Genomic DNA, 19,116 nt, shown 5'->3' on the forward strand with positions numbered 1-19,116 from the left:
TGGATTACGATTTTTTCTGGGAATACTGCAAAATAATACCCGCCCAAGCTTTTTCTATTTCAGGGATTAACTGCGTAAATGCCGCTTTTTCGGTAATCACACGCAAATCATCTACCGCTTCAGACGTTCCCCATACGCTAGCATTTCCCGTCTCTTTCGCGGTAGATTCGGCAAGTCCATAAAGATATTCAGTCCGAACATCAAAAAATGCAGCAGAAACAGTCGTCGTTACACTGATCTCTTTATTCTTTAAGAAACCCAAAGACACCACATTGAGTGGAGCAAACTGTTGTTCACCCGCATGGAATGAAGTATCGAAGGTATAGATAAGTAAGATATCCGCTTTTAATCTCGCAGCGGCTTCTCGTAAGGATTTTATCGAGTCCAAATTCTCTGGGAGTAAAATGCGATTTAATGGTGCAATACCTGACACTTGTGGCATTTTAGCTAGCCTAGCAAAGTCGGCTTCCGTCTCAACTTCGCGGGTCGTCACCACGCTATAACGACCTGTACCAAAACTGCTTACTCGATAGGATAAATAACCGGGAGCTTGAATACGCGCTACCGAAATATTTGCAGGAAACACCGCAGCAGGCTCTTTGGACATAAGTAAGTTGATATCCGATTCAGCTAACGAACTCAGCTGCACACTACCACCTGGGGTGGTGTACGATGCACATCCCGCTAATATCAACAATGCGCCTAACATGGCAAGTTTAACGATCCTCATCAAATCTCCTTTAAATACGTTTCAAACCCCTAAATATTGAATACTAACTTACTGTTGATAAATGTTTTATTCAACCAAATTAATGTGCAAGCGTGACATATTTCTAAGCTATCCAACGACCAAGAGACAGTATTGGGTAAACAAAAGGCGCAGTGATAAAACAATATCACTGCGCCTTTTGTATCAATATCTTAAATGGGTTTAAGGCTTAAAGTACAAGCTATGAAACTTAAGGTGCTCTTCAATAAAGCTCGCGATGAAGTAGTAGCTGTGATCGTACCCCGCTTGCATCCGCACATCCAAGGGATAACCCTTGGCATGGGCGATATCCACCAGCGATTGTGGCATCAATTGGGTGTCTAAAAAGCTGTCAGCTTCACCTTGGTCAATCAGTACTGGCACTTCGCTAATCGCGAGCTTAAGCAACTCACAGGCATCATACTGGCGCCAATGTTCACGATTTTCACCTAAGTACTCGCTAAAGGCTTTAATACCCCAAGGCGCATTGCTCGGATTCGAAATCGGGCTAAAGGCTGAAATTGAGCTGTATCTGTGCGGATTACTCAGACCAATCACCAAAGCACCATGACCGCCCATCGAATGGCCGGATATCGCACGCTGAGTAGTGACAGGAAAATGCGCTTCAATCAAGGTAGGCAGCTCATGGACTATGTAATCGTACATTTTGTAATGACGATTCCAAGGTGCTTTTGTCGCATTGAGGTAAAAACCCGCGCCTAAGCCTAAATCGTAAGCTTTATCAGCCGCATCGGGCACATCGTCACCGCGAGGACTGGTATCAGGGGCGACAATCGCCATCCCAAGTATCGCTGCCATGCGCTGTGCACCCGTCTTCTGCATAAAGTTTTCATCGGTACAGGTTAGACCTGAAAGCCAATACAGCACAGGCACAGGTTTATTCACCGCCTCAGGTGGCAAATAAATGGCAAAGCGCATCTCGCAGTTTAACGACTGAGATTGATGGCGATACTGCTTATGCCAACCGCCAAAACTCTTGTTACAACTGATATTTTCTATGGTCATACAAGTCCTTTTAAGCTCAATCTTTTAGCGCTATTTATAACGTTAGTCATGGCGCTTATCGTCAGCTCAGTTGACAACACAGCAGACAGATTTGCACCTGTCTGCCGGTTTGTCACATCAAGCTGAAGCATCAACTTAGCGTGCAAAATCGCTTATTTATCAAAATGGATCACGCTACGGATGCTCTTACCTTGGTGCATCAGCTCGAATGCTTCATTGATTTGCTCAAGTCCCATAGTATGGGTGATAAAATCATCGAGCTTAAATTCGCCCGCCATGTAACGCTCAACAATGTGTGGCAGTTCAGAACGCCCTTTCACACCGCCAAAGGCAGAACCGCGCCAAACGCGGCCAGTCACCAATTGGAATGGACGGGTTGAAATCTCTTGACCGGCACCGGCAACACCTATGATCACCGACTCACCCCACCCTTTATGACAACACTCTAAGGCGCTGCGCATCACGTTGACGTTGCCGATACACTCGAATGAGTAATCCACGCCACCGTCAGTCATTTCAACGATCACCTCTTGGATGGGCTTATCGAGTAATTTAGGATTGATGCAATCGGTCGCGCCGAGTTTTTTGGCTAACTCGAACTTAGATTCGTTGATATCAATCGCGATAATGCGACTGGCTTTGGCCATAGTAGCACCGATAATCGCCGATAAACCGATACCGCCGAGGCCAAAAATCGCCACGGTCGCACCTTCTTCCACTTTGGCCGTGTTCATCACTGCGCCCATACCTGTGGTTACGCCGCAACCTAACAGACAAATTTCTTCTAATGGCGCGCTCTTATTGACTTTAGCCAATGAGATTTCAGGTAACACGGTATATTCAGAGAAGGTCGAGCAGCCCATGTAATGGAAAATAGGCTTGCCATCGAGATAAAAACGCGTGGTGCCATCGGGCATTAAGCCTTTACCTTGGGTCGCGCGAATTTTTTGGCACAGGTTAGTTTTGCCCGATAGGCAGAACTTACACTCGCCGCACTCAGGAGTATAAAGTGGGATCACATGATCGCCCACTTGTACGCTGGTCACACCCTCGCCCACTTGCTCAACGATACCGCCGCCTTCGTGGCCTAGAATCGCTGGGAATACGCCTTCTGGATCATCACCGCTCAGGGTAAAGGCATCCGTGTGACACACGCCCGTAGCCACAATGCGCACTAAGACTTCGCCCGCTTTAGGTAACATCACATCCACTTCTTCAATCTTAAGCGGTTGTCCTGGTCCCCAAGCAACAGCTGCCTTTGATTTAATAAACTGCGGTTTTTCGTTCGACATTGTTACGTCCCTTGAATAGGTAATAGGAGTAAGTCATTGGTGTATCATAGATTCAATTCAGGCCAAGCAAACTCTTGCGCCCATTGCACTAATGCTACTGAATAGGAGGATTGTATTTGTTTCTCAGCGAGAGACAATCTAGTATTCAAGCAATTCATTTTTACTGAGTAACAACAATGTATCTCTGGGACGGCATTTCTGAATTTGTCGCAGTGGCTGAGGCCGAAAGTTTTACCCTAGCAGCGCAGCGGCTGAATATCTCCACCGCCCACGTTAGCCGCCAAGTGAGCACCTTAGAAAACCGCCTTGGCACAAAACTCTTTTACCGCACTACCCGCAAAGTGTCGTTAACCGAAGAAGGCACAATTTATTATCGTCATTGCCGCCAATTACAAACTGGGTTAGAAGAAGCCGAGCGCGCCATCTCAAACCTAAAGGACTCACCCCAAGGCTTAGTGAAACTCACAGCGCCCGTCGCCTATGGCGAGAAATTTATCATGCCATTACTCAATGATTTTATGGTGCAATATCCCAGCGTTGAGTTTAGCGTCGACTTGACCAATCGCACCTTAGACTTGATTGAAGGCGGTTATGATCTGGCCATTCGCCTCGGAAAACTCGCAGATTCGAGCCTGATGGCCAAACCGCTCAGCAGCCGCACTCACTATGTCGCTGCCTCACCAAGCTATGTGGAAAAATACGGTCAGCCCCATACCTTATCAGAACTTAGCCAGCACAATTGTTTGATCGGTAATCATAATTACTGGCGCTTTGTAGAAAATGGCCGCGAGCGCAATATTAAAGTCCGCGGCAATCTCAATTGTAACAGCGGCTACGCATTAAGGGATGCGGCACTAAAGGGCATAGGGATAGTTCAACTGCCTGATTATTATATTGAAGAAGATATTCAAGCCGGACAGTTGCTCTCATTCCTTGACACTCACCGCGAAGCCAAAGAAGGCATTTGGGCACTCTATCCGCAAAACCGCCACCTGTCGGCCAAGATCCGCGTATTGGTCGATTATCTTGCCGAAAAACTCATCGAACAGGATTAAATACTGTTTGAGCAGATTGATTGGTAGCAGATAACACGGCGCAAACTAGCGCCAGTTTTCCCGCAAAGTGTAATATAACATGCCTAACGCCAGCGCTTGATTGCCGAACCATTCATTTAACGGAATGCGGATATGGCGCATGGCGGCAAACAAACCAAATTCACGCAATTGCCCATCCATCGCATTGGCCATGATCTCGGCCATAATGTGCGATGTCGCCACCCCATGCCCAGAATATCCTTGGCAATAGAACACATTAGGCGACACTTTGCCGAGCTGCGGGATACGGTTAATCACAATTCCTGCCATTCCGGCCCAGGCAAATTCGATATTAATGCCCTTTAATTGTGGAAATGTACGTTCAATCGCAGGCCGTAATTCCGCAGCCACATTTTTAGGATCACGGCCGCTGTAGTTAGTGCCGCCGCCGAACATCAGCCGTTTATCCGCGGTCAGGCGATAGTAATCCAGTACAAAGCGGCAATCGTACACGGCTAAATCCTGCGGATTGATTTGCAAAGCGATATCATCGGGCAGAATCGCAGTGGCGCAATTGCCTAAGGACGCCGGAAATAACATACCGCGCAGTTTTGGACGGGCGAGTTTATGGTAAGCATTACCGGCGATCAGCACACTGTTGGCGCGCACTTTTCCCTTGGCAGTGACAACAGTCGCCACATCGCCTTCTTCAATATCGAGCACAGGTGAGTGTTCAAAGATTAACGCCCCAAGACCTGCTGCGGCGCGGGTTTCACCAAGGCATAGATTAACAGAGTGTAAATGCATATTGCGCCGATTGACTAAGCCACCGTGATACAAGGGCGAGCCTAAATAGGCGGGCATTTCATCGGCGGATACCAACGTCATAAATTCACCCATGCCGCGGTGCTGCGCCTCATCATGCATAGCCCTAAGTTCCTGCATGTGCTTTGGCTGGTAAGCGGTTTGGATATGACCAAACTTTAAATCACAGTCTATGCCGTACTTGGCCACCCGATTTTTAATTATATCGTGGCCGCGCCAACGCATATTCCACACATAATCTTCAGCTTCATTGCCGATTTGACGGCGCAGCTGTTTTGTCATCGCAACATCGCCGGACAAACTGCCCGTCACCTGCCCGCCGTTGCGTCCGGTCGCGCCCCACGCAATTTTATTGGCCTCAATAAGCGCCACTTTGTAGCCCTTCTCAGATAATTCCAACGCCGTTGCCACGCCAGTAAAACCGCCACCGACAATCGCCACATCGACTCGAATGTCGCCTTCAAGCGCAGGATAATCTGACTCTTGGTCAATGGTGGCATTGTAGTAGGAGGCGCAACGCTCTGCTGGCATGGTCATTCCTTGATGTTGAAAGTTAACTGTTGAAAGTTGATGGCTGAAAGTGAGCGTTGAGTCTTAGTTCTGGACACTCGTTTTAACGCGGCATTATACCGACGTTGTTTTATATTTTTTACAAGCGTTCAGAATTTGTGAGTATATCTGAGTTGAGATCGAGATCAACAGTGAATTGCGATAACTATTTGCAGGACAGGACAAAGGAAGTTGAGCTGACTGCAGGCTCCTTCTTGAAGAACCTGAAATGGAGGAGCTTGAGATGGAAACTTCTGAAATGGCGGTACCTAAAATTAAGGCACTAAAATTAAGGCACCTAAGATTAAGTTATCTAAGATTAAGTTATCTAAGATAGAGACTCCGAATGTTAAGGCGCGGCTCATTTTCTCTTTTAAGTCTTATACTTTTTGCTGGTTTAAGATAGGCTTGTGCGGCGTCATCCTCTTTTAATCTCAGCAACCTAGAGTCCATTATGCCACTAATCCCAATTACCCAGCCACTTGTCCAATTGCCGTTTTCCCAAGCGTGTGAAAACAACAAAGCGCCGATTTTAGCGGTATTAACACAAGCATTCTCACTCAACCAACATGTACTCGAAATCGGCAGTGGCACAGCGCAACATGCTGTGTATTTTGCAGCAAATCTTCCCCATTTAATCTGGCAAACTAGCGATCAAGCTGAATATATTGAGGTCATTACCGCAAGGTGTATGCATGAAGGCAAGCTACCCAATGCAGCGGCAAACCTACGCTTACCACTTACCCTTGATGTTACCGCGCCATGGCCGGTGAAGGGATTAACACCTCATGTTGATGGCGTATTTACTGCAAACACTTTGCATATTATGAGCAAAAATATGGTTGAAGCGTTTTTTACTGGCCTTGGTCTGTATCTTCCCCAACTCAAGACCCTGTGCATTTACGGCCCCTTTAACTACCAAGGCGAATTTAGCAGTGACAGCAATCGTCAATTCGATGCCTTTTTAAAACAACACAATCCCGCCAGCGGCATTCGTGATATTGAATGGATTTGCAGTTTAGCCAGCGAGCAAAGCTTAACACTGAAGCAAGATGTGGCTATGCCCGCCAATAATCGACTACTGCATTTTGTTAGAGGCTAGCATTTTGTTAAAGACTCATTTTTTGTTAAAAGCTAGCTTTAGTTTAATGGTTTAGTCCGTTTTGGCCTCGGCGGTTTTGTGTCCATAGCTCAGTACTCGGGTAGCTTTCCACTGTTCGTTCTGTTTGCGCCACACAATGACAAAGTCGGCTAGGCCATCACAACTATCTGTTTCAAAGCTGCAAAAACGATGAACGCCTTGCTCTATCGCGCCAAACTCTTTCACCGGAAACACTTTCATCGTGCCCGCAACTAACTCGCGGCGGTAATGGCCACAGGCATATTTTTCGGTATTAGCGATCATGTCCTTGCGGTTCCAAGTGACGCCACCCGTGTCGTGGTAAAACTCTACATCTTCAGTGAAAAAGTCAGCGTGTTTCTTGAGTTCAGCAGGGGCTGAACACTTATTGAAACTGTCGAACACAGCAAAATCCACCGCTGCAATTTGGGTAGATAAAGTATCTGTAAGTGCAGCAGCGGGCTGAGCAATGTCAGTTTGTGGAGCCCCAGCCGTTTTAACTGATGCTGCTTTAGCTAATGCGGGCGCATCTGTGGCAACAGCAAGTTCGGTAGTGGCGAGTGACAAAGTTAAAACAGCGACTGTGGCTAGGCTATAAAATGCTGGATTCATATTCTCTCCGTAAATATTGGCAATACATTTTGTATGGCGACGATTCACATCACAAACATGAATGCACCACGAAACATAAAGTCACATCGCCAGCAAAGCTTATGCCAGTTAAAATATCCATATTAATCATATTGATATGGCTTCATATTACGTTATGCAGTTTTGTGCGGTGATAGTTTCTGATTATTCTCACTATTTTTTAGTGATTTATCCGACGACAGTCAGACTCAGATCGTCATACTCAGTGCCTTATGCGCAATGCGCTCAATCAGGATGACTATGCTAGCGAGCAACACATCGAATATACGGGCTATCACGCTGTTATTAAACACTAAAAATTTACACTGCCTTTACACAAAAGAGAGACATCCAAGCTTGAAGCTATAATTAAGAATAATTATCATTCGCCAAAATTACCGAAGGAAGAATGATATGCCCCGCTTTATCCGTCGCACTCGCCAAACCTCGCATCTATCTCATGCAACACAGACACCTATGTTGAGCCAGCTATCACGCGCTATTGGTTTATGTTTGTTATTACCTGCAGCATGGGCTAGCGCTGCAAACACGCAAGATACCACTCCAGAAATGGAGCGCATGGTGATCACAGCAACACAAACTAAACACTCGGAGCTTTCGGCGCCCGCTTCAGTGTCCGTGATTAACCGCAGTGAACTTGAAGCGCTAGTCATAGACGATCTTGCTAGCGCAGTCCGTTATTTACAGGGTGTGAACATCAGCGAAGGCACGCCCTATGGCCGCAATGAGATCAGCCTGCGAGGTTTAGATTCAGATTACACTTTAATCTTGATTAATGGCCGCCGCATTAACTCCCGCGAAGCATTAACCTCTGGTTATGGCAACGATTTTGACTTGTCCTCTATTCCAATGTCTGCCATTGAACGTATCGAAGTTGTGCGTGGGCCTATGTCATCCCTATACGGCTCAGAAGCTTTAGGCGGTGTGGTTAACGTCATACTGCGTCAACCGACTGAAGACTGGCAAACCAGCGTTGGCGTGCAATACGATGCACCTACCAGTGGCAAGGGTGGCGATAGCACTAAGTACAATTTCTACAGCAGTGGCGCGCTGATCAAAGATAAATTACTGGCAAACTTAATCGTCGACAGCAATAAACGCGATGCATGGCGCTCGGACTTAAAACCCACTATTGATGCGCTAGAAGACAGAGATGAAATCAGCGCCCTCGCCAATTTACAATGGCTGATTGATAACCAGCAAGATCTGCAATTTGACTTAAGTTACGCCAACGATGAACGCGAGTCTGATTGGAATAACTACGGCACGATTCTCACCAATAACCAACAAGCGGAGCGGATAAGTTCAGGTCTGACCCATAATGGCCACTGGAACTGGGGCGACACTCGCCTGCGCTATTACTATGAAAATGTTGAGGTGACTGACGACTCAGCGTTAATCGCCGAGATAGGTAATATCACCCAAACCAACCACAATCTCGACGGTCAAACCACTGTCCTGCTTGGCGATCACATGTTAACCAGCGGTGCAGAATACCGTTGGACCCAGCTCGAAAATAGCCGCAATATTTTAGGTGATGGCACCTTAGACGACAGCCAATCGGCATTGTATCTACAAGATGAATTTAGCTTAGGCGAACTCAATATCACCTTAGGTGGGCGCGTCGATCACCACGATGTGTACGGCACCGAATTTAGCCCACGCTTGTATTTAGTGTATAACTTAAGCTCTGAATGGGTCATTAAAGGTGGTGGCGGCAAAGCCTTTAAAGCGCCAAATATGGCGCAATCCCAAGCCGATTATATTATCCCCGCTTGTCGTGGCGCCTGTACCGTTGCGGGAAATCCTGATCTTCAACCCGAAACCTCAGTGAACTACGAGTTATCGACCCAATATCAAACCACGGATTTTGGTGGCTCGATCACCTACTTCCATAACGATGTAGAAAATAAAATTATCACCGAAACTTGGAATAGAGTCCCAGGTACAGTATTAACTTACCAAAACGTGAACGAAGCTAAGATCACTGGTTGGGAATTACAAGCTTGGTACAATTTAACTCAAGATCTCAGCCTAAACGGTAATTACAGTAAAACCGATGCCGAAGATAAGCAAAATGGCGCGCCTTTTACCTTAACACCGGACGACAGCTATAACCTAAAACTGCAATGGCAGGCATTTGATGGTTTATCCACCTTTATCGCCTACCATTATACTGGCGAGCAGTATTTGCGAGCCAATGTCAAATCAGAGGGTTATGGCTCGCTCGATATAGGTGCGAATTATCAAATTAATCCTATGTTTAGACTGAAGCTTGGCGTGACTAACCTAACGGATTCTGAACGTGACCAAGTTGCCACCGACCTTGATTATATTCAAAAGAGTCGCAGTATTTATGCTGGGGTAACTGCAAGTTTCTAAGCTCTACAAGCCAGAAATTAATGTGTAATTATAGCTCTGCTACTCAACATTAAACATCATAGGCGAAGCCCGTTTTGGCTTCGCCTATTGTTTTAAGACCAAAATAAATATCACACATTCGACTAGAAAAAGTAAAATAAATATATTTTCTAAAATATAGAATTTTTAAATAAACATCAAAAATATAAATTACATAATCCAGATTTAAATCATTAGTCTTTTACATTCCGCAATATAACCTTGATCATACTTTAACGCTAAAAAATAACTCACCCGTTAACCTTTGATAACGATCAAGGTTTTGTCATATTAAAAAACTATTATACACACGCAAGACTGCTAAAGCTTGAGGTGTAAAATTCTCGATTATTAAACTTACGCACCAAGCAAAAGCAATATTATCTTTCCGTTTATATCACTAATAAAACAGCGAGAAAAATACAGTTCCAACTTCAAGTTACATATTTCATAGCTAGATATGTGATTTACTCGCTTCAGAATGATGATTTAACCAACAATAAAAAAGGAAAATAACATGCTTAAAAAGATGATGCTAATGTGCGCACTGTGCTTTTCAACTAATTTAATGGCGGTATCACTTGCCGACAGTCATTCTGAAAGATCTGACTGTGAATCCTGCCATAAAGATAAAAAACCTTCAGCGGATTATGTTTTTGAAAATCAGCAATGTGTATCATGCCATGGAGAAATGAAAACACTCGCAGGCGAAGCTCATACTAAACATGATGGCGTTTTAACATGCACCAATTGCCACATAGCTCATCAAGAGAAAGCACCAGCAGATGCTTGCAAAGAATGCCATTAATTCACTAAAAATCTAAAACCAAAGGCCGAAGAATTATTTATTTTGAATGGAACCATTAGGCAGGATGCCACTTGACCCAACCTCCAAGGGTGTTTGCCATCTATTGCTCACAGGTGGCAATTTTTACCTCCGTTTTTATATCCTCACAATATGTGTAACGGCTCAATACTTAGCTCAGAATCCCATGTCAGGCAAATAGGGCAAGTTTAATTATGCTAGGTAAGCCATAGACGACTCTCAGGGGATTGTTCTCAAGAATGCCAATGCCTTTTCTAGGTCACGGGTGCGTGCCATCGGCGGCAGCGAGTTTAAAAAGGCTTGGCCATAGTAGCGATTCACAATGCGATTATCGCAAAGGATCAGCACACCGCGATCTTTTTCATCGCGAATAAGACGGCCAACACCTTGTTTCAGCGAAATAATCGCCTGCGGTAACGACACTTCAGTAAAAGGATCGAGTCCCTGACGACTCACATTGTCGGCTCGGGCGCGATACAGGGGCTCATCGGGCGACACAAAAGGTAATTTGTCGATAATCACGCAGCTTAACAATTTACCGCGCACATCCACCCCTTCCCAAAAACTACTGGTGCCGAGCAATACCGCATTGCCGAGTTGGCGAAACTTAGTCAGCAGACTCTGTTTACCCGCTTGGCCTTGTACCAGCAGCGGATACTGAGTGCGAGTTCGCAGTGCCAGCGCCGCTTGTTCGAGCATTTTATGGCTGGTAAATAAAATAAAAGTCCGTCCCTGCGCCGTATCTATCGCTTGCACGCACACATCCACCAGCTGCTTTAACGCTTGCTGTTGATTGGTCACGCTCCCAAGTTGTCTAGGCACACAAAATACCGCTTGGCGGGGATAATCGAAGGGACTGTCGAGAATGCTTTGCTGCGCATCGACGATACCCATTTCTCGGGCAAAATGAACAAGACTGCGGTTAACCTGCAAAGTTGCCGAGGTAAATATCCAGCTGGTTTCGGGCACAAATAATTGTTGGCACTCACGGGCAATATTGATTGGTGAAATTCGCAGCACCACAAAGCGACTACCAAATTCGATGCTGTAGGCCGCCAGATTATTATCGCAGTTAAAAAACACACTGAGCTTGTTATTCAGCTCCGCCAACTTAATGGCGATATCATCTAACAATTCACTACGCCCAATATGGGCCATTAATAAATTCTGCAGCGCGGTTAATTCCGCTAATAAATCCCATGACGCCGCCGCGAGCGCTTTATTGCCCAGCACTAAACGCCAATCGGATTCGCCGCAGGAATATAACTGATTATGCCAATCACTTAATTTAGCGAGGCAACGCTGGCAAAATTGGGCGAGTTGCCCAGTATCACTGAGTTCAGTCTGATAAATAGCGAGTAGCTTTTGAATAAAATCATCGATAGTACGACTCGAACATTGCTGGCCAAAATAGTTAACGCAAATATCGGGTAATAAATGCGCTTCATCGAAAATCACCACATCAGGATCGGGTAATAACTCGGCAAAGCCCGTGTCTTTCAGTACGCTATCGGCGAAAAATAAATGGTGGTTAACCACAATGATTTTGGCATCCAGGGCACGGCTGCGCGCCTTGCGAGTAAAGCAGACATCGTAAAAGTCGCAGCGCTTGCCAATACAGCTTTCCTTAGTGCTGACCACGAGCGGCAGCGCCGAGGAATTCTCAGGCACTGAGGTTAAACCACCAATATCACCATCTTTACAGGTGCTCGCCCACTGATTGATTTTCAACAAATCATCTAACAAACGCGCATCGATATGTGTCGCCTCGCTCATTTGCTTATCGAGTCGCCACTGGCACAGATAATTATTGCGGCCCTTTAGTAGAGCCAGTTTAGGCTCAATCCCCAACATGACGACCAGCGCGGGTAAGTCTTTAAAAAACAACTGCTCTTGCAAGTTTTTACTGCCCGTACTGACGATGACTTGCTTACCGCTCAATATCGCGGGGATCAAATACGCAAAGGTTTTACCTACCCCCGTACCCGCCTCAATCACCACATTGCCCTTCGCCGCTATCGCCTCACTCACTTCCTGTGCCATCTGCATCTGGCTTGTTCGCGCACTAAACCCTTGAATATGTTTAGACAATACTCCATCGGGCAAAAATGCGCGTTGCACTTCGGACGCGAGTCGACTCACCGCAGCGGCGCCTTTTAAGGCAGAAGGCTTAGCGACGGTTTCTTTAGAGGAAACATGCTTTGATGTCGGTTGGCGGGAGCGAGTCAAAGGGAAAATCAATCCTTTATCAAGGTGTTAGGAACGTCAGTGAAAACAGTACTGCAAGTCCACACAATAAATTACTGAGCGAATGCATAGTGAAACTTTATAAGCACAAACAATAGTTAGTACCGCATGCCACTGCCGTAAACAATAGCGTTAAGCTTAACAGCTCGAAGCATTATGCTGATTTGAGATAAGACTACAAGTTAGCCGCGTAATTAACGCCAATTTAAACGTCGGTATTTGCTAGCATCCGCCAAAGCATGTGCGCTAGCTATAACGGTTCGCAAACTTCTGTCGATTTCAGCCCGCCACTAACCATTTGAAATAAATAAGCTACCTCAGCAAAGCAAAACTCTATACCATTATATACGCTCGATAACAGGATGTTTCAGTGCCCAAGCATCAATACTAAGACGCAGGTAATCAGGATGAATGATGTCAAACGTTAGTCTTATCAATTTAAAAACAAGTGACACCACAACGCTACAACGTCTGCTCCAACTTTATTATTTTGATTCAACATCTTGGAGTAAAGAAGATATAGGCATTGATGGGTTATATGATGGATCTACAGCCTCAGATCTTGAATCCTATGTTAACTCACAAGAGGCAAAAGCCTACCTCATTTGGGTAAATGAAGTATTGATAGGCTTTGTTCTACTAGAATGGGTTGAAGATGAAAAAAGGCTTATCTGGGAACTGGCTGACCTCTTTATTCTTCCTAAATATCGCGGTGGTTGGATTGCGCTCGAAGTAGTCCGTCAAATATTTGAGCAGATTAGCACACCGATACTGGTCGCTACGTTCAAAGAAAATGAACTGGCTTTGCGCTTTTTTAAAGCGGTATCAAAACGATTACAGCTTAATTCAGTACGTGAGTTAATCGAGGATGAAACTACGCCGTTTTATACATTCATCATAAATGAACACATCTAACAATCCATGTTGTTCAAGTTTCTCTAAGCAGTTTTTCTAAGCCACCCATTGTTAATTATTGTGAATTTGATGGTGCTTCTTGGTGAGTCACCAAATTAGCAACTAGGCTTAGTGTCTATTTCCCTGCACAAGGAGTGTGATGATGCCACAGCCAAGGAGAACTCAAGTCAGTTTGGAAGATACGCCTTTTTATCACTGCTCTAGTCGAGTAGTCAGACGTGCCTATTTGTGTGGTGAAGACCTTTTCTCAGGTAAAAATTACGACCATAGACGCGAGTGGGTAGAGCAGCAATTACTTAAACTGGCTCAGGTCTTTGCTATTGATGTTGCAGCATATGCAGTGATGAGCAACCATCTGCACTTGGTACTCTGTGTGGATATTTACCAAGCCAATCAATGGAGTGATAGAGAAGTGCTTGAGCATTGGCATCAAGTATTTAAAGGCACTGAATTAACACAACAATTTGTCAAAGGGCACGTTGTTGAAGCCGATGACGTGGCTAACCTTAAACACCATATTGCCCTATATCGCAGTCGCTTAAGTGATATCTCTTGGTTTATGCGCGCGTTAAATGAACCTATCGCCCGTAAGGCAAATCAAGAGGATAACTGCACTGGGCGCTTCTGGGAGGGCCGTTTTAAATCCCAAGCCCTACTTGATGAGGCGGCAGTACTCGCATGTATGGCCTATGTTGACCTCAATCCTATCCGCGCGCATCTCGCCACAACACCAGAAACCTCGGATTTCACCAGTATTCAACGGCGTATCCGCGCGGCACTCGCAGGCAAACAACCTCAAACATTATTGCCCTTTATCGGTAATGAGCGGGACAATATGTCTAAAGGGCTGCACTTTGATTTACAAGATTATCTGCAACTGGTCGACGATACCGGCAGAATTATTCGCGATGATAAATGCGGGAGTATCAGTTCGAGCAGTGCTAGCTTACTGAGTCGCCTTAATATTCCACCTGAGCATTGGCTTAAGCTCACTCACCATTTCGGACAGCTATTTAAAGGTCCCGTGGGTACTTTGCAAGAACTCACTTGTTACTGCGAACACCTTGAAAAGCGACGAAGACACTATCGACACAGCTGTCAGCATTTAATGGCAAGCTGACCGAAGCTGAGATAATTTAGTGCTCAAATTGATTAATCCACCGCAGTGGAGAATATGGCTCGAACTTAATTCATCCAATTTCAGCTAACTATCGGCAAATTAATACAAAACGACCAAAAAACCTCGAAAATGTGACTTTCAACCTCAGTAAAAATACCTTTGGTAAATGCGACTTGGTGTTGTAGGTTATGTTTCGCATCATGGGTGGCTTGGAAACCCCGCTAGCTTACTGAGTCGCCTTAATATTCCACCTGAGCATTGGCTTAAGCTCACCATTTCGGGCAGCTATTTAAAGGTCCCGTGGGTACTTTGCAAGAACTCACTTGTTACTACGAACACCTTGAAAAGCGACGAAGGCATTATCGACACAGCTGCCAGCATTTAATGGCAAGCTGACCGAAGCTGAGATAATTTAGTGCTCAAATTGATTAATCCACCGCAGTGGAGAATATGGCTCGAACTTAATTCATCCAATTTCAGCTAACTATCGGCAAATTAATACAAAACGACCAAAAAACCTCGAAAATGTGACTTTCAACCTCAGTAAAAATACCTTTGGTAAATGCGACTTGGTGTTGTAGGTTATGTTTCGCATCATGGGTGGCTTAGAAATACTTTTAAGCAATTTTAGCTAGTACAAGTTGTAGACAAATAGAAAGTGCATTATGTTGTTGATCTAAAATGGATGGCCAGATTTTTTTAAATGGATGGTTTGATTTAATACTAGCTGTTGGCTTAACTAAGGATAGTTTTGTGATACTTAGATTTTTGATAATTGTTACACTTGTGTTTTCCTTTAATGCAAACGCAAAAAGTTGTAGTAAAGGACAGCCTTGTGGAAACTCTTGTATTTCTTGGGACAAAATCTGTCGTATAAATACTCCCCAATATTTTGGCAATAGTATAAGTTCGCCAAGTGCTGTGAATCTGACTGAAAACATTAATCCTCTGAAAAATGAAATGCTGATACATGCAGAAATGAACTGCATGATCAGTTGGCAAGCTATAGTTGATAGATTTCTCTTTAATAAACAAGAGGAAGAAGTAATTGATGACGTAATCAATAGGTCAGTTGCAATCGCGAAATTTAAGTCTATTGTAATGTCAGAACAACAAATAGCTGAGATTAGAGAGTCGTATAAGAAGTCTTTAAAAACAACCGAAACGCTCACCAATGATTTATTCTCTTTGAGAAACGATCCTGAGAGTTTTAAACAGATTTATCTTCCATCATGTGTAAGCCAAGTCATTGAGATAATGGAAGTTAATGAGTAAGCTAACACGTAGGCTTTGTCGCCTATCTCCTATTTTAGTCTACGTATTACAGCCGCTTATTGCGGCGCTAATCCCTACAAATATTAATCCGAAATATACCAATTAAATCATCAGTCCCAGTACAGTTTTGTCCAAAAGTATGTTGCGTATGTCTTGTAAATCTACAGATTATGCGAATGCTCGAAAGGTGCGCCATGGCAAGCCTACGTGAGTTGAAGCAGCAAACGCACCGCACAACTCAAGTTACAGTTCCCCTACACTACTTCCAACACATTTCCATCTACTTTCAACATCCACCCAACAAAAATGCTCAATAACTTTATTTAACGATAACCTTCTGCCTTTCACAAAAACGCATAAATATTCTCATTTAATTCAAATTGGCTGTTGCAAAGGCTCATAAAAGCGGTTAGTTTAAATCCACTTATACGGATAGACGTCCGTAACAACGAATTCAACGCTTCACTGTATTTCGAACAGTTAAGCTAATAAAGTTAAATACCGAGAGAGTAAAATGAGCCCACTACTGAACGCTATCCACCACCATCACCACCATATGCGGTAGCCTTCGGACGCTCACTGCCGGAGGACTATATCCTTCTGGCGGACTGATTCAAGATGATCATAAACCCCTGGAAGGAATTCCGGGGGTTTTTGCATTTAGGCATTAATTTTGGTTTTAATTTAAATAAGCAACTTTAGATATTTAATAAATTATCAATACGTTAGCAAAGAGCACTTAACTAAAGACCTTAGCTAGAGCCCATTGAATGGCAAGGCGTATTAAACCGATTAAACACACACTTTTGAATCTTTTAATTTTGATACTTTTGAGCGAGATAACACTATGACTGAATCGAACCGTTTACGCATCGCCATCCAAAAATCTGGCCGTCTTTCTACTGATTCTCAGCAGCTACTAAAAAGCTGTGGCGTTAAGTTTTCCATTAATGAACAACGCCTTATCGCTCATGCTGACAATATGCCTATCGATTTACTGCGCGTTCGTGATGACGATATCCCAGGATTGGTGATGGACGGCGTGGTTGATATGGGGATCATAGGTGAAAATGTGCTCGAAGAGGAACAAATCGAGCGTCAAACTCTGAACAAACCCGCAGAGTGCCTAAAACTGCGTCAGTTAGATTTCGGATCATGTCGCCTCTCGTTAGCCGTACCAACAGAATTCAGTTACGCCGATGCCTCCTCGTTAGAAGGATTACGCATCGCCACGTCTTACCCGAACCTGCTGCGCCGTTTTATGCAACAAAAAGGCATAACTTATCGCGACTGTATGTTAAAAGGCTCGGTTGAAGTCGCCCCGCGTGCCGGCCTTGCCGATGGGATTTGTGATCTCGTGTCGACGGGCGCCACCTTAGAGGCCAACGGTTTATACGAAACCGAAGTGATTTACCGCTCTATGGCCTGCATTATTCAATCGACCCAAACCCAATCGCCGACTAAACAAGCACTCATCGACAAAATTCTGTCCCGCGTCAACGGCGTTATCCGCGCCCGTGAGAGCAAGTACATCCTACTGCACGCGCCAACTGAAACCTTAGATCAAATCGTCGCCCTGCTGCCCGGCGCTGAAAACCCAACCGTATTGCCATTAAATGATGATACTAACCGCGTTGCTATCCACGCAGTCAGTACCGAAGATTTGTTCTGGGATACCATGGAACAGTTGACCGCACTCGGTGCCAGCTCGATTCTGGTAATGCCAATCGAAAAAATGATGGGGTAATCTATGGAAATCCTAACTTGGTCAACCTTATCAACCGCCGAGCAGAAAACGGCGCTGAAACGCTCGCCCTTAATTGGTGATAGCGGTTTAGAGCAAAGCGTTCGCGCCATTATCGATGCGGTGGCAACACGGGGTGATGCCGCCATTGCCGAATTTAATCAAAAGTTTGATGGCTTCAATAGCGCGACCAAAAATTTAAATGGACAAGGAAGTGGCGAGCTGCGCATGGATGAAGCCGAGATTGCTGCGGCAAGCGCACGGGTATCACCAGAACTGAAAGCGGCGATCGCCAAAGCCATGGCGAATATAGATGTGTTTCACAGCGCCCAGCAATTTCGTCCGATTGATATGGAAACCGAGGCGGGAGTACGTTGCGAGCTACGTAGCGAACCGATTGAAAAAGTGGGTTTATATATCCCCGGTGGCAGCGCGCCATTAATTTCTACCGTGATGATGCTCGCCCTGCCCGCCAAGATCGCCGGCTGCGAACAAAGAGTATTGGTCAGCCCACCGCCGATCAACGATGCCATTATCTATGCCGCCAATGCCTGCGGGATCACTGAAATTTATCAAGTGGGTGGCGCGCAGGCCATTGCGGCACTGGCCTTTGGCACAGAAACGATTCCCACGGTCGATAAGATTTTTGGCCCAGGTAATCGCTACGTGACTGAAGCTAAACGCTTAGTGTCACAGGATGGCCGCTGCACTGTGTGTATCGATATGCCGGCTGGTCCTTCTGAGGTGTTGGTGATTGCCGATAGCGACGCCAATTGCGAATTTATCGCCGCCGATTTGCTTTCGCAAGCGGAGCACGGCCCTGATTCACAAGTGATTTTAGTGACAGACTCGCAAGCGATCGCCAATGGCGTCAATGACGCGCTGACAAGACAACTTGCTGCCCTGCCGCGTTGTGATATAGCTACAACGGCGCTCCTCAGCAGTCGCACTTTTGTTGTGGACGATATGCAGCAAGCCGCGCAGGTTTCCAATCAATATGGGCCTGAGCACTTGATCATTCAAACGCGCTTTCCCCGTGAGGTACTGAAAAACATTCGCGCGGCGGGCTCGGTATTTTTAGGCGCTTATACACCTGAATCAGTTGGCGATTATGCCAGTGGCACCAACCACGTGCTGCCGACTTACGGTTACAGCCGCGCCGTGTCGAGCCTGTCATTAGCCGACTTTAGCCGCCGCTTTACCGTGCAGGAACTCAGTGCTAAGGGCTTAATCGGATTGGGGCAAGCGGTCATGACGTTAGCCAGTAACGAATTGCTCGATGCGCACAAAAATGCCGTCGCAGTACGTTTAGCTGGCCTAGAGAAATGATCCGCTTAATGAGAT

Annotated in this window: 15 protein-coding genes and 1 pseudogene; 10 read left to right on the forward strand and 6 right to left on the reverse strand. The window is 45.3% G+C overall.

Translation table 11 applies throughout. The features are described from left to right. Positions 1–4: 4 nt before the first annotated feature. The 3 genes from CKQ84_RS20945 to CKQ84_RS20955 form a co-directional block, all read right to left on the reverse strand. Positions 5–730 (reverse strand): hypothetical protein, encoded by a 726-nt coding sequence (locus tag CKQ84_RS20945; RefSeq protein ID WP_105252630.1) that lies wholly within the window; start codon positions 728–730, stop codon positions 5–7. A 201-nt stretch (positions 731–931) separates the two neighbouring features. After that, positions 932–1,774 (reverse strand): S-formylglutathione hydrolase, encoded by an 843-nt coding sequence (gene fghA, locus CKQ84_RS20950; protein WP_105252631.1) that lies wholly within the window; start codon positions 1,772–1,774, stop codon positions 932–934. A 152-nt stretch (positions 1,775–1,926) separates the two neighbouring features. Beyond that, positions 1,927–3,066, reverse strand: coding sequence for an S-(hydroxymethyl)glutathione dehydrogenase/class III alcohol dehydrogenase (locus CKQ84_RS20955; protein WP_014610474.1), 1,140 nt, complete (start codon positions 3,064–3,066; stop codon positions 1,927–1,929). 176 nt (positions 3,067–3,242) lie between these two features. Between CKQ84_RS20955 and CKQ84_RS20960 the strand changes: the two genes are divergently transcribed. After that, positions 3,243–4,121: a LysR family transcriptional regulator gene (locus tag CKQ84_RS20960; protein ID WP_105252632.1), complete on the forward strand. Its 879-nt coding sequence runs from the start codon at positions 3,243–3,245 to the stop codon at positions 4,119–4,121. A gap of 45 nt (positions 4,122–4,166) precedes the next feature. Here CKQ84_RS20960 and CKQ84_RS20965 read toward each other — a convergent pair whose 3' ends face one another. Beyond that, complete coding sequence (locus tag CKQ84_RS20965) at positions 4,167–5,456, reverse strand: FAD-binding oxidoreductase (protein WP_105252633.1); 1,290 nt, start codon at positions 5,454–5,456, stop codon at positions 4,167–4,169. A 472-nt stretch (positions 5,457–5,928) separates the two neighbouring features. On the opposite strand from CKQ84_RS20965, the gene CKQ84_RS20970 reads away from it, so the two are divergent. Further along, positions 5,929–6,576 (forward strand): DUF938 domain-containing protein, encoded by a 648-nt coding sequence (locus CKQ84_RS20970; protein WP_105252634.1) that lies wholly within the window; start codon positions 5,929–5,931, stop codon positions 6,574–6,576. Between the two features lie 51 nt (positions 6,577–6,627). Here the strand turns inward: CKQ84_RS20970 and CKQ84_RS20975 are convergent, their stop codons facing one another. After that, a complete protein-coding gene (locus tag CKQ84_RS20975; RefSeq protein WP_105252635.1) occupies positions 6,628–7,206 on the reverse strand; it encodes a DUF4440 domain-containing protein in 579 nt (192 codons plus the stop codon). A gap of 432 nt (positions 7,207–7,638) precedes the next feature. On the opposite strand from CKQ84_RS20975, the gene CKQ84_RS20980 reads away from it, so the two are divergent. Beyond that, positions 7,639–9,627 carry a TonB-dependent receptor gene (locus CKQ84_RS20980; RefSeq protein ID WP_105252636.1) on the forward strand — a complete coding sequence of 663 codons (1,989 nt, stop codon included), beginning with the start codon at positions 7,639–7,641 and terminating at the stop codon, positions 9,625–9,627. A 535-nt stretch (positions 9,628–10,162) separates the two neighbouring features. After that, complete coding sequence (locus tag CKQ84_RS20985; RefSeq protein ID WP_028759787.1) at positions 10,163–10,453, forward strand: cytochrome c3 family protein; 291 nt, start codon at positions 10,163–10,165, stop codon at positions 10,451–10,453. 237 nt (positions 10,454–10,690) lie between these two features. On the opposite strand, the gene CKQ84_RS20990 is transcribed toward CKQ84_RS20985, so the two are convergent. Continuing rightward, positions 10,691–12,700: an ATP-dependent DNA helicase gene (locus CKQ84_RS20990; RefSeq protein WP_173913203.1), complete on the reverse strand. Its 2,010-nt coding sequence runs from the start codon at positions 12,698–12,700 to the stop codon at positions 10,691–10,693. Positions 12,701–13,132: 432 nt separating this feature from the next. Here CKQ84_RS20990 and CKQ84_RS20995 point away from each other — a divergent pair, with 432 nt between their 5' ends. The 6 genes and pseudogenes from CKQ84_RS20995 to hisD all read left to right on the forward strand — a co-directional run bounded on the left by CKQ84_RS20995 (position 13,133) and on the right by hisD (position 19,101). Further along, on the forward strand, positions 13,133–13,633 hold the full coding sequence (locus CKQ84_RS20995; RefSeq protein ID WP_158683085.1) for a GNAT family N-acetyltransferase: 501 nt from the start codon (positions 13,133–13,135) through the stop codon (positions 13,631–13,633). Between the two features lie 142 nt (positions 13,634–13,775). Further along, positions 13,776–14,753 (forward strand): transposase, encoded by a 978-nt coding sequence (locus CKQ84_RS21000; RefSeq protein WP_105252638.1) that lies wholly within the window; start codon positions 13,776–13,778, stop codon positions 14,751–14,753. A gap of 220 nt (positions 14,754–14,973) precedes the next feature. Then, positions 14,974–15,149: pseudogene (locus CKQ84_RS24110) on the forward strand (transposase); the annotation flags it as partial. A 285-nt stretch (positions 15,150–15,434) separates the two neighbouring features. Beyond that, complete coding sequence (locus tag CKQ84_RS21010) at positions 15,435–16,028, forward strand: hypothetical protein (RefSeq protein ID WP_254053144.1); 594 nt, start codon at positions 15,435–15,437, stop codon at positions 16,026–16,028. An 847-nt stretch (positions 16,029–16,875) separates the two neighbouring features. Next, entirely contained in the window at positions 16,876–17,775 is a 900-nt protein-coding gene (gene hisG / locus CKQ84_RS21015) for an ATP phosphoribosyltransferase (RefSeq protein ID WP_105252639.1), read from the forward strand. A 3-nt stretch (positions 17,776–17,778) separates the two neighbouring features. Continuing rightward, entirely contained in the window at positions 17,779–19,101 is a 1,323-nt protein-coding gene (gene hisD, locus CKQ84_RS21020) for a histidinol dehydrogenase (RefSeq protein ID WP_105252640.1), read from the forward strand. The last annotated feature ends 15 nt before the right edge of the window (positions 19,102–19,116 follow it).

It is taken from the genome of Shewanella sp. WE21 (assembly GCF_002966515.1).
GTDB classification, from domain to species: Bacteria; Pseudomonadota; Gammaproteobacteria; order Enterobacterales; family Shewanellaceae; genus Shewanella; species Shewanella oncorhynchi.

Excerpts from the sequence above, each read along its gene's own strand:
- CKQ84_RS20945 (WP_105252630.1), bottom strand. The coding sequence starts at position 730 with ATGAGGATCGTTAAACTTGCCATGTTAGGCGCATTGTTGATATTAGCG.
- fghA (WP_105252631.1), bottom strand. The coding sequence starts at position 1,774 with ATGACCATAGAAAATATCAGTTGTAACAAGAGTTTTGGCGGTTGGCAT.
- CKQ84_RS20955 (WP_014610474.1), bottom strand. The coding sequence starts at position 3,066 with ATGTCGAACGAAAAACCGCAGTTTATTAAATCAAAGGCAGCTGTTGCT.
- CKQ84_RS20960 (WP_105252632.1), top strand. The coding sequence starts at position 3,243 with ATGTATCTCTGGGACGGCATTTCTGAATTTGTCGCAGTGGCTGAGGCC.
- CKQ84_RS20965 (WP_105252633.1), bottom strand. The coding sequence starts at position 5,456 with ATGCCAGCAGAGCGTTGCGCCTCCTACTACAATGCCACCATTGACCAA.
- CKQ84_RS20970 (WP_105252634.1), top strand. The coding sequence starts at position 5,929 with ATGCCACTAATCCCAATTACCCAGCCACTTGTCCAATTGCCGTTTTCC.
- CKQ84_RS20975 (WP_105252635.1), bottom strand. The coding sequence starts at position 7,206 with ATGAATCCAGCATTTTATAGCCTAGCCACAGTCGCTGTTTTAACTTTG.
- CKQ84_RS20980 (WP_105252636.1), top strand. The coding sequence starts at position 7,639 with ATGCCCCGCTTTATCCGTCGCACTCGCCAAACCTCGCATCTATCTCAT.
- CKQ84_RS20985 (WP_028759787.1), top strand. The coding sequence starts at position 10,163 with ATGCTTAAAAAGATGATGCTAATGTGCGCACTGTGCTTTTCAACTAAT.
- CKQ84_RS20995 (WP_158683085.1), top strand. The coding sequence starts at position 13,133 with ATGTCAAACGTTAGTCTTATCAATTTAAAAACAAGTGACACCACAACG.
- CKQ84_RS21000 (WP_105252638.1), top strand. The coding sequence starts at position 13,776 with ATGCCACAGCCAAGGAGAACTCAAGTCAGTTTGGAAGATACGCCTTTT.
- CKQ84_RS21010 (WP_254053144.1), top strand. The coding sequence starts at position 15,435 with ATGGATGGCCAGATTTTTTTAAATGGATGGTTTGATTTAATACTAGCT.
- hisG (WP_105252639.1), top strand. The coding sequence starts at position 16,876 with ATGACTGAATCGAACCGTTTACGCATCGCCATCCAAAAATCTGGCCGT.
- hisD (WP_105252640.1), top strand. The coding sequence starts at position 17,779 with ATGGAAATCCTAACTTGGTCAACCTTATCAACCGCCGAGCAGAAAACG.